The organism is Pseudomonas sp. AL 58 (assembly GCF_036348395.1).
Taxonomy (GTDB): Bacteria; Pseudomonadota; Gammaproteobacteria; order Pseudomonadales; family Pseudomonadaceae; genus Aquipseudomonas; species Aquipseudomonas defluvii.
Genome location: NZ_JAZBQR010000002.1, coordinates 563,500 through 574,030, shown reverse-complemented (window position 1 = coordinate 574,030; position 10,531 = coordinate 563,500). Strand labels below are relative to the sequence as shown.

The 10,531-nt window shown below is 60.6% G+C and carries 7 protein-coding genes; all 7 read right to left on the bottom strand.

What is annotated here, in order from left to right:
• Nucleotides 1–30: 30 nt before the first annotated feature.
• Nucleotides 31–915, bottom strand: coding sequence for a DUF4123 domain-containing protein (locus UIA24_RS03070; RefSeq protein WP_330522161.1), 885 nt, complete (start codon nucleotides 913–915; stop codon nucleotides 31–33).
• Nucleotides 912–2,933 (bottom strand): type VI secretion system Vgr family protein, encoded by a 2,022-nt coding sequence (locus UIA24_RS03065; RefSeq protein ID WP_330522160.1) that lies wholly within the window; start codon nucleotides 2,931–2,933, stop codon nucleotides 912–914. The genes UIA24_RS03070 and UIA24_RS03065 overlap by 4 nt, the downstream gene beginning before the upstream one ends.
• Nucleotides 2,934–3,115: 182 nt before the next feature.
• The gene (locus UIA24_RS03060; protein ID WP_330522159.1) at nucleotides 3,116–4,075 is read right to left on the bottom strand and encodes a serine/threonine-protein kinase; all 960 of its coding nucleotides are present in this window, start codon (nucleotides 4,073–4,075) and stop codon (nucleotides 3,116–3,118) included.
• The gene (locus UIA24_RS03055; RefSeq protein WP_330522158.1) at nucleotides 4,072–4,800 is read right to left on the bottom strand and encodes a PP2C family protein-serine/threonine phosphatase; all 729 of its coding nucleotides are present in this window, start codon (nucleotides 4,798–4,800) and stop codon (nucleotides 4,072–4,074) included. The genes UIA24_RS03060 and UIA24_RS03055 overlap by 4 nt, the downstream gene beginning before the upstream one ends.
• Nucleotides 4,800–8,309, bottom strand: coding sequence for a type VI secretion system membrane subunit TssM (tssM, locus tag UIA24_RS03050; protein WP_330522157.1), 3,510 nt, complete (start codon nucleotides 8,307–8,309; stop codon nucleotides 4,800–4,802). The genes UIA24_RS03055 and tssM overlap by 1 nt, the downstream gene beginning before the upstream one ends.
• Nucleotides 8,306–9,193 (bottom strand): type IVB secretion system protein IcmH/DotU, encoded by an 888-nt coding sequence (gene icmH, locus UIA24_RS03045; protein WP_330522156.1) that lies wholly within the window; start codon nucleotides 9,191–9,193, stop codon nucleotides 8,306–8,308. Before icmH ends, tssM begins: the two co-directional genes overlap by 4 nt.
• A gap of 5 nt (nucleotides 9,194–9,198) precedes the next feature.
• The gene (gene tssK, locus UIA24_RS03040) at nucleotides 9,199–10,530 is read right to left on the bottom strand and encodes a type VI secretion system baseplate subunit TssK (RefSeq protein WP_330522155.1); all 1,332 of its coding nucleotides are present in this window, start codon (nucleotides 10,528–10,530) and stop codon (nucleotides 9,199–9,201) included.
• Nucleotide 10,531 lies beyond the last annotated feature (1 nt).

Sequence of the window (10,531 nt, the reverse complement as noted above, 5' to 3'; positions counted from 1 at the left end):
GCCTAAGCTCTGCCGGACTGGCTTCCTGATTCATGTTGCATCCTTGTCTAATTCGATTGCCAGGCAGTGGTCATCCAACCGTTCCAGGCGTTGATCCGCAGGCAGCCTGAGCGCCTCAGGGCTGTGCGCCAGCCAGCGTCGATAAGGGCCGTCGGGGTGCTCCGTAAAGTCATCGCCCCAGCACAGGCTGTACTGCACCCAAGTGCTCAGGCCCCGCTCTGTCGTCAGCCCCCAGGCCTCGCCGTCATCCAGGCGGGCGTCAAACCACTGCGCGAGGGTGCGTTGATCGCGCGCGGTCAACGATGGCGCAAAATACTGGACAAGCTGTGCATACAGCCGTTCGATAAACCGCCAGCGCCCGGCATTGCCCAGTGCTTCAAGCTGCGCGTGACTGAGCCGTGCGTGGTCATCCGCCCATGTCGGTGGCGCTGCTGTACGGACAAAGGTGCGCCAGCCAGTGGCATCGCACACCACCCAGGCATGATGGGGTTCGGGCACCTGCCAGGCATCGAGTGGCCCCAGCACCTCATCCAGATGCACGGCGGGGTAGCTGCCCAGCCAGAAGTGCGCGACCAACGGGTCGGCGAAACGCAACAGGCCAGTGCCGCCCAACGTATCGGGCGGCGCGATGAAATGGCGCAGATGCTCTGCCACCACCTTCATCGGCTGGGTGCTGTACAGCAGGCTGACGCTGTTGGCCCAGCCGTTGTCTGCAGTGCTCGCGTGCTGGAGGAGCGTTGAATGCGCGGGGGCCCTCACCAGTATCGGCCCCAGGTCCGACAACTCGGCCCAGCGCGTTCCGGCGTAAAGCGGTACAACCTCCAATGGTTCGTGATAACCCTGCAGCCTGGCCAGGGCTTCTGGCCTGAGCACGCCATCAATCAACAGGTAGTCAGCCGGGCGCTCTGAAATCATGCTTGCTGCGCCCGTGCTCGGGCCTGCTCACAGACCTCGCAGCGCGCTGGAGCGCCCGACAGCGCCTGCCGTTGTGCCTGTACCTGAGGCGCCGACAAGGCACTGACCACACCCGGCAACTGCGGGCTGGCGGGCATAGCGGCAACAGGCGCCCCGCCCAACTGAATGTCCGTGCTGCTGAAGATGCCGCCAGCGCTGATCAACACCTGCTGACCGCCGCCTCTCAGGGCCAGGCAGGCACCTGCATCGACCACCACAGAGCCCCCCGCCGTCAGGTGCACCTCCTGCCCCGCCTCGACCACCAACACCTGCCCGACCTGCGTATGACAACTGTTAGCCACTTGCCGGTAGTCATTGGCCTTGAGATGTACCTTGCGGTCGCCACTGACACGGTGATGCTGCTCAGCATCCAGGACCGTGATGCAGTTGCCTTTCACGGTGGTCTTGCGCTCATGACCGATGTCCAGCCGGCTGTTGTGCTCGATCTTCTGTTCCATATCACGCTGGGCGCGCAGGTAGATCAGTTCCTGGCCCTTGCGATCCTCGATATGCAGTTCGTTGAAACCACTACCGTCCGGCGTACTGCGGCTGCGAAAGACGCTGCGGGTATTGCTTGCCGGCAATTCATGAGGCACGGGATTCATGCTGTTCGGTAGGCAACTGCTGACCAGCGGACGGTCCGGATCCCCCTCCAGGAAAGTGACCAGCACTTCCATGCCCACACGGGGAATGACGACACTGCCAAAATGGTCACCCGCCCACCCTGAGGCCACCCGCAGCCAGCAGCTGCTGTGGTCGTTGTTCTGGCCTTCACGGTCCCAGTGGAACTGCACCTTGATCCGGCCATAGGCATCGCAATAGATCTCTTCGCCTTTCGGGCCGGTCACCCGGGCGGTCTGGCTGCCCGGTATACGGGGTTTCGGATAGGCCTTCGGCGGGCGGTAAAACACATCACAGGGCGTGGCGGTAAAGTGGTTACGGTAACCTTGCGAGAACTCGCCCCCGTCGTCGTGGGTAACGTATTCCTCCAATACCTGGGGCTGCTTGCCTTCATGCTCAATTGAGGTCAGCAGCCATAGGCCGTTCCACGCCTTGCGCGGGTGCTCGGAGAGTTCCAGCAGATAGCCGCTGACCAGCGCAGGTTGATCGCTGTGGCCTTCGGCCTGACGGTAGTCGGCGCGGTGACGCTCCATGGTCCGCTGACTGAGCGGCTTGCCACGCTCGCCCGTCAGGAAGCCGCCGGGGTAGCTGTAGTCTTCCAGGTCCGGCTCTGGAAACAACGCATCCGCCGCAGCCTCGGCCTGCAGCACATAACTGGATTTCTCAAAGTCATAGTCGCGCAGTGCAGTCCGCCGAGTGCGCGCCTCCAGTCGGACCTCGAAGCGATTGATCACCGGCTCATCGGCCACCATGCCGCTGTCCTGCTGGTAAGGCGTGGGCCGGCCGAGTTTGGGGAAGAAGGTCTGATGGTCGCTGAACACCACGACATGCCCCTCTGGGCCATGCGCAAAGCGGTAGCTCACGCCCTCCTCGTGGCATAGCCGCTGAATGAAGTACAGATCGGTCTCACCATACTGCACGCAGTATTCACGTGGTGAGGCGGTCTTCTCCAGGTGCATCTGGTAGCCGTTGCTGAGAATGCCGTGGTCTTTGAGCACCTGCGCGATGATCTGCTCCAGGGTGCGTTGCTGAAAGATCCGGTGATTACGACGCAACGCCAGGTAGGCCAGTTGCGGCACCAGCGTCAGGTGGTAGTGGGTCAGGCGTTTGCCGGACTCACCCCGTGCGATGCGAAACACCTGCCCGTGAATGCCTGCGCCCTGATCATTGAACGCCAGAAATGCCTGCCTGTGCAGCAGGTGCTCAAGCGCCAGATCGGCACGCTCACTGACCAGTTCCACCTCGAAGGCATAGGGTGTGCTGATGGCTTCCTGGCCATTGAACGCCAGCACCTGAAAGTCGTGGTCGACGTCGTTGAACGTCAGGCTGAACGCGGTTTGATTGGCGCAAGCGAACATCCGTTGTTCCTTTCGCAAGTTCAATAAGCAGGGCGCTTGCGCGTACGTAAACGGCCCGAATTCAAAAAGGAAATAACGCTACCAGAGACGTTTCCAGAAGGATGTAGGACGCGTCTGAAAGTGCGTTCCAGCCACACCGCATGCCGCCTGTTTCCCGCGTGAGCTCACGGTCTGCGGTGGCATCACCACCACTGCCCTTGCCAACGCGGGCGCCAGAACGGCACACGGCTCAATACAGCCTGAAGGTCAGAAGCGCTGATGGTTCGCCGTGAGGCATCCAACGCCAACGCGGTGCGCAGGGCCGACCAGCAATGCCTGGGCAGATTGTTCGGCGCACGCAGTGCTCGCTCCAGGCCCTCGGCGCAGGCCTGGGTTGCTGGCAAACGACGATAGGGATGCTTGCCCCCGGCCAACTCATACAGCACACAGGCCAGCGCAAACAGGTCGGAGCGGGCCGAAGGCGCTGCCCCTTCCAGCAATTCAGCGGCGGCATACCCTGGGGTCCAGGCGTTGAAACGGGTTCGACTCAAGCGTGCAAGGCCAGGCATCCCTTCCTCGGCGTGCCCAAGGCCAAAGTCGAACAGCCGCGGACCATCGTCACAGAGCATCACATTGCTGGGCTTGAGATCACCGTGCACGACACCGCGCTGGTGTGCATGAGCCAGGGCATCGAGCAGCGGTAAGGCAATACTGCGCAACATGTGCCACGGCAGTCCCAGCGGATGCTCGCAAAGCAGCCTGTCCAGCGTCAGGCCCTGCATCAGCTCCATGCTGATAAAGGCACGCTGGCAATCGGTGTCGACTTCAAAGGTGTACAGGCGCACGACATTCAGATGGTGCAGGTGCCGGGTAAGCGCGAATTCGCTGTACAGCAGCGCCGCGCCATCCGGCGACTCGTCGAGGCTGTCCGCGAGAAACTTCAGCGCAACAGGGGGCGCAGGATCGCCGAACTGTTCATGCAGCAAGTCCCGCGCACGGTAGACACACCCCATGCCTCCAACACCGAGCAGGCGTTCGATGCGGTAACGCCCGGCAACCACATCAGGCAGCGCTTTGCCATGGACGCTGGCAGGCGTGCATTGAACCTGGCCGACAGGGGCAAAGCCCGAGTACAGGCTGGCGTCGCTCTCCGGTTCACTCATCGACGGATCACCACGGCTGTCAGGTTGTCCTGAGCACTGCCACACAGCGCGGCCTCGAACAACCGTTGCAACGCCATATGCGGTGTAGAACGGCTTAGGGCACTGCCCAGCGTTTCACACTCCAGCGCCTGATAGAGGCCATCACTGCACAGCAGCAAGGTATCACCGGGATAGACAGTGAACTCGAGCATATCCAGCGTCAGTTGCGCCCGTGCACCAACGGCCTGAGTCAGGGCATTCGCCGACGGGTGAGCGCTGGCCTGCTCGGCACTCATCTGTTGTTGCTCAATCAGTTGCTGTTGCAGCGAATGGTCTCTGGACAACTGGTACAGACGCCGCTCTCGCCACAGGTAGCAGCGACTGTCGCCGGCCCAGATGCATGCCGCGCGGCTACCCTCAAGCATCAGGGCAACCACGGTGCTGCCCATGATGCGCTCAGAGTGCCCCTCGGTAACCGTCAGTTCCTGGCTCAGGCGCCGGTTAATCCAATGCAGACACTGGCGTACCGCCTTGATCCGCTCATCAAGGCTCAGAGTCACCGGCAGATCGGCCAGGCTGGTGACGATCAGTTGGCTGGCCATGGCGCCGCGCTCGTAACCGCCCATGCCGTCGGCAACAACCCAGAGCCCCTGCGCGGGGCAATCGAGAAAGGCGTCTTCGTTGTGTTCACGCACCTTGCCAACCTCGGTGTGCCCCGCGCTACAACACGCCCTTTCAGACACCATCAGAGCTGCACCGGCATACGGAAGGTGCGCAACACGCCCATATCAAATGGATTCGGCGTACGTTGGCTCATCAACAGGTAATTGGCTCGCAGGCCGCCAACGTCGGCCTTGAGCACCAGCACATCACGGCCACTGAGGTACTCGGTCTGCATCAGGTCAAACAAGCGGAACAATGACCAAGGCCCCGTATTCTTCTCGATGCCGATCGGCCGTCCGACCGCGCGTTCGAGCACCAGGCTGCTGCGTCCATCCTGCGCATCGGTTGGCCAACTGAATGCCGTTGGCACGATGGGGCCATGGCGGTACTCGACAACCTGATGACCAAAGCGGAACTCGGCCCGGCTCACCGACGGATCAAGGGTGTAGGGTTCAAGCTTGAACTGAACTTCGGGCTCGTTCGGGTTGTGGGCAAAAAAGCTCTGTCGAATGACCTGAAGCGCAGCCATCTGGTCCAGATAGGCATTGGACGCAGGCAAGCTCTGGCCATCGATACTGCGTAGGCGATAGCGCCCCGGATCACCACTGACGAAGGGCCGCATGTAGGTCTCGAAGAAGCGCTCGGCAATCCCCTGGGCTTTGAAGAACTCGCGAAAGTCCGCCAACGCGACATCACTGGCACTGTGGGCGTCAAAGGGATAACGCTTGTGGACCGCCTTGCGGTAGAAGCTGTACAGCTCGCTCTGGTAGCGCTGATTCAAGTAGCGGTAGGTATCGTCAAGCACCAGACGCCAGCTGTCCTCGGCCAACACACTGAACCAGGCACTGACCGGTCGCGGCAAACGCCCCGACGCATTGCGCAAGCTGCTCAAGGCATCGCGCTGGCCACTCATGCGGGCCTTGGCCATGTCGAATGCCGCTTGCTCAGGGGCACTGGCGCGGGCCAGGCTGGCCAGTTGCAACTGCACATCGTTAAGGGCTTGCAAGGCTGGCGTCAGGTCGCCAGCCGGGCCATTGTTGTTATCAAGCAGCCGGTGCAGGGGTTCGAAGCGCCGCTGCAGCGCCTGTTTCGCCGTGTCCGGCAACGCCTTGGCCAACGCGCCCTGGGCCTGGCCTGCTGCAGCGACAGTCAGCTTGCCCAACGCACCGGCCTTGTCGCCCCCACGATCGGCAGGCGTCGGTAGGCTGCCCAGCGTGTCTGCAACCAATGCAAAGCGGGTGTTTTCTCGGACTTCTTGCAGCAGTAGCAGCACCGGCGAATTGGCCGAAATCAGCCCGGCCAGCAACTCGGCGGCTTCGCCAGCATCGTTCGAGGGCCTTAGCGCCACCCGGCCGAGCGCATCCCCCCAATAGTTGGCATAGTCACGGAAGTAGCGCTGCTCAAGCTCGACCATCAGCCGCCGCAGGTCCATGGCGCTGATATCACTGCCCTCACCCAACACCCAATTGTCCCGCAGGATATCGGTCACCAGGTTAACGCCCTGAGGCGCAAAGTACTGCTGATAACCCTGCTGGGTGTAGAAGCCCGGTATCACATGGTCCGCGCCAACAAACAAACCGCCCTGTGAACCCAGGTGCTGGCTTAAGCGATAGTCCGGCATGCTCCGAGCCTGCTCGCGCAGCACGCGGTAGACCACATTGGCCAACGACTCGCCACGCAACACATGGCGCGCCTGACCAACCAGCGTGTCGTTGAGCGGGTAGCTGAATGGCCGGGCCAACAAACGCTGCAAATGAGCATTGAGGCCTTGCTGAAGCGCCGTGTTGCCGGAATAACGCGCAGACCATTGCGACGCCAGCCATTGTTCGAGCCACGCGGCATCGCGACGCGTCGTCAGGTTCAGCATCAGGTAGGCACGCAGATTGTTGAGCAAGCGTGTGCGGTCCTTCAGGCTGCCACGAATCTGCCCTTCAAGTTGCGCTGCCAGCCAAGGCAGCAACCGTTCCTCCAGCTCACGCTCATATGCAGCATCGAGCAGTGGTTTGCTGGCGCGGCCCTGATACAACCCAGTACGTTCAAAGGGTGAGACCTGCGCAGCCTCAGGGAATACCTCGGTTGCCGCAAAGCGCAGGTCAAGCGCCTTGAGCAAGGTTGCCGGGTCATTCGCAGCCAGCGCCTGTGAATCCTGTGCAGCCGATTGCCTGGCCAGTTCACGCAGGTGTTCAAAACGCTCCTGGTTGGCCGAAAAACCATTGCTCCACAGCAGCCCGAGCCCGACCAGCACCGCCAACGCGGTGAGGTAAACCGCCCGTTGTCCCCAATGAATACGACGGCGCTCACGCGAGTCCAATCCTGCAAGATCGGCTTCGGGAAAAATGACCTTGCTGAACAAATGATGGATAAACCATGAACGCCCCATGGAGGCGGCAGCTGAATCGACTGGCACGTGCTGGTTTGCATGAGCACTCGGCTCGGCCGGAGCGGTTGCAGCGCTGGTCAGGTAAAAGCCGCGCAAGGGGATAGCAAGCTGATAGCGATTACCGCCAAAGGCCTTCTGAACGAACTCGCACAACCCATCCCCCAGTGCCCCCAACTGATTGGGGAAGTCGAGAATCAACCCGCGCTGCTCGATATCACGCTCCAGGTGCACTCGCTGAATCACCTGGCTGTTCAACCGGTGCAGTAGCGCTTCAAACTCCCCACGCAGTACCCCTGCATCGTTTCCGTCCTGATCGGCACGCAGTGTACTCCCCAGCACCTGCTGGCTTTCCTCGTGGGTCAACTGACTAAAAAAGGCGTCGAAGCCGGGTAGCAGATCAGCCTTGGTCAGGACCAGATAGACCGGAAAGTCGACCTGCAGCCGTTGATGTATCTCATGAAGTCGACCACGCACCTGTTGCACGGCGGTCGTGAAGTTATCTCTGTCAACGCTCAGCAATACGCCCACCGGCACCGTCACGACCACGCCATTAAGTGGACGATTACGCCGGCGGTTACGTAGCAGGCCAAGCAAGGTAGACCAGGCACCGCCATCGACAGCAGCCTTGGATTGCTCCAGATAGCGCCCGCTGGTATCAATCAGAATGCCGTGATCGGCAAAGTACCAGTCGCAGTGCTGGGTGCTGGAGACATCGCCATTGGCCTTACGGTCAACGCTGTTGAGAGGAAACTCAAGCCCCGACAGCTCCAACAGGCTGGTCTTGCCGCTGGCCGTGGGACCGATGAGCAGGTACCAGGGCAAATCGTTGCGCCATCGTTCGCTACGGCCACGGTAGAGGCTTGACGCTTTCAAGGTACGCAACGCCTGCTTGAAACGGCGGACCACTTCACGCCGCTGCGCATCCATCGCCTCGCGGCTGCTGCGACGAGCCTCGGAGTCTTCGAGGGTTTCGGCCAATTGCTTGCGTACGCTGGCGCGCCAATTGCTGAAGACCAGCCCCAGCCCCCACAACAGAAACAACACACTGATGCTCAGCAGACGGGACGTCGCAGGTGCCCAGAGTTTGTAGTCATCAACCGCCAACAGTGGCCCGACAAACCACACCAGCAGCGCCAGGCACAGCACCAGCAAAAGCGACCAGACCCAGGTCCTGGACAACCAGGTACGTATGTTCTCGAAAAAGGTTTTCATGGCATGTCTCTGTATGGCGGTTGAAGCTGAACCGCTGCCGAGTCCGTCGGCAAATAAGGCTGCAGCGCGCGCTCACGCTGTTCGCCGAGTACCCAGGCAAATCCCGAGTACATCACCCCAAGGCAGACCAAGGTGAACATCGCGACCATCCAGGTCGGTACGATGCGCACCAGATTTCGCCGCTGGGTACCCAAGCCTTTCCATTGCGGCGACAGTTCGCGCGGTACATCGCCTCGCAACTGACGGATACGCTGGTACAGGTCATCGCGAATGCCATCGAGCCCCTGCATGCCGCGGTCGGCCACTCGGTACTTGCCCTCAAACCCGAGCGCCAGGCAGAGGTACATCAACTCCAGCATCTGCAAATGTCCGGCAGCCGCTTTCAACGACTGTTCAAGCAGCCAGAAGAACTTCTCGCCACCGAAGGTTTCGTTATGGAAAGTGCTGAGCAGGCTCTTCTGAGACCAGTCGCTATTAACGCCCCACGACGTCGTGACCACTGCTTCGTCGGCCACCGTGCACAGCACATAAGAGGCCATCGAGACCTGACGGCTTTCCACCCCAAGCTGACCCGCACGCTGCTCAAAGGCAGTGACATGGTTCTGCAGGCGTTTGTTAAGTAATGTGAGCTCTTCGCCAACACGGCTCTGTTTGATCCTGATGACCTCGGACAGCAGCTCGGAGGCCGCAGCAACCAACGTGTTGATACTCAGGGTAAAACTGTGGGTTGGGCGCGCAGTGGCGCTGAACACCAGCCGATCAGCAAGCGCCTCGACACGTACCGCGCCTGCCTGGTCGGTCAATGGTGCCCCCTCTGGCAGGCTGCCATTGTGGGAACTGGCAAGAACGGTCAAGTCCTGATAACGGTGCTTTTCTTCAGACATACCGTTCAATTCCTGATCGCCCAGAAAGCCAGTTCAAGTTCGGCAAACTCACCCGACACATGGAAGGCGAAACCACCCGAGCTCTCCAGCTGGGAACGCTCTTCAACACTCAGTTCCAGGATGAAATAGCTCTTGTTGGCGTGAAACGGAATTTGCCGTGGGGCCACCGGCAACGGCCTGACCTTGATACCCGGCAGGTGCAGGTTGACCAATTGTCGAATCTGCTCCACGGCGCCGACCTTGAGGTGTGCAGGCAAACGCTGGCGCAGTTCGTCGCCGTCACAATGGGCACTGGCGGCAAGCACAAACGAGGCCGAGTCCAGCAGCGTAGGGTCATTCAGTGGGGAGACCAGAACACCGTATTGGCGCACTTGCAGCTCAAGTTCGATGGCATGCTGCTCAAGCACCATCGACAGCACCTGACGGATGGCATTCATCACGCTGCGAAAGCTGGAGCCCTGGTCACTGTGCTGATAGCGGCTGTCCAGGTGCGGGCGTTTGTGCTCACTGGAGAAGGTTGCAAGGTCCCCGAGCATCGCCAGTAGCGTGCGGTACAAGACCTCAGGATGCACCTGTTCAATATCCAGAAAGTGGCGCAACACCAACTCGGTTCGGTTGATTAACTGCAGCATCATGAAGTCCCCCACCTCGGCGCCGCCCACCTTGCCGTTAGAGCGGATCCGCTCCGCCAGGACGTCCCCTCGATGGGCCAACAGGCTGATGACTTCCTTCAGGCAGGACAACAAATAGCCAGACGCCTGGGCATTGATGAAGGTCGGAACAAAGTCCTCTGCAAGCGTGATGGCGCCATCCGCCGAGGTGTCGAAAACTTCGCATATTTTCAATTTCACATAGGCCTGATCGCTCTGTTGCTCACCCAGCAACAAGCGAAAATCCGGACGTGCGCAGCTGATCACCCGGCTGGAATCAGCACCGGCATTGGAGTCCGCGACCTCGGTTTCGTAGTGGGTGTAACGCGCCAGCACATCGGATTGTTCCGGCCGACGTGCCTCGATGTGATGCCCCGTGATCAATGGTAATGCCAGGTAGACCGGCGTATTACCCGTACTGGGTGGAACATCGAGCACCAACGGCTGCCCCTCGCCCCCCAGTTCAAACAGACTGCCGTCCGGCAAGATGCCGGAGGCCTGGCTAATCGCCAGCTTCCCCATCTTGAGAAACTGCTGGTCGATCTCCAATCGCAAAAATCCCCACATGTAACTGCCCAGCAGGTGGGTTCGGCTTCTCATTTGATAGTCGTAGTAACGGTCGTTGTGCTGAAGGTGCTGCGGGCGCAGCAACATGCCTTCCTGCCAAATGACTTTGTCCCTGTTCATG

Coding starts and splice junctions, on each gene's coding strand:
- UIA24_RS03065 (WP_330522160.1), bottom strand. CDS start 2,933: ATGTTCGCTTGCGCCAATCAAACCGCGTTCAGCCTGACGTTCAACGAC.
- UIA24_RS03055 (WP_330522158.1), bottom strand. CDS start 4,800: ATGGTGTCTGAAAGGGCGTGTTGTAGCGCGGGGCACACCGAGGTTGGC.
- tssK (WP_330522155.1), bottom strand. CDS start 10,530: ATGAACAGGGACAAAGTCATTTGGCAGGAAGGCATGTTGCTGCGCCCG.
- UIA24_RS03070 (WP_330522161.1), bottom strand. CDS start 915: ATGATTTCAGAGCGCCCGGCTGACTACCTGTTGATTGATGGCGTGCTC.
- icmH (WP_330522156.1), bottom strand. CDS start 9,193: ATGTCTGAAGAAAAGCACCGTTATCAGGACTTGACCGTTCTTGCCAGT.
- UIA24_RS03060 (WP_330522159.1), bottom strand. CDS start 4,075: ATGAGTGAACCGGAGAGCGACGCCAGCCTGTACTCGGGCTTTGCCCCT.
- tssM (WP_330522157.1), bottom strand. CDS start 8,309: ATGAAAACCTTTTTCGAGAACATACGTACCTGGTTGTCCAGGACCTGG.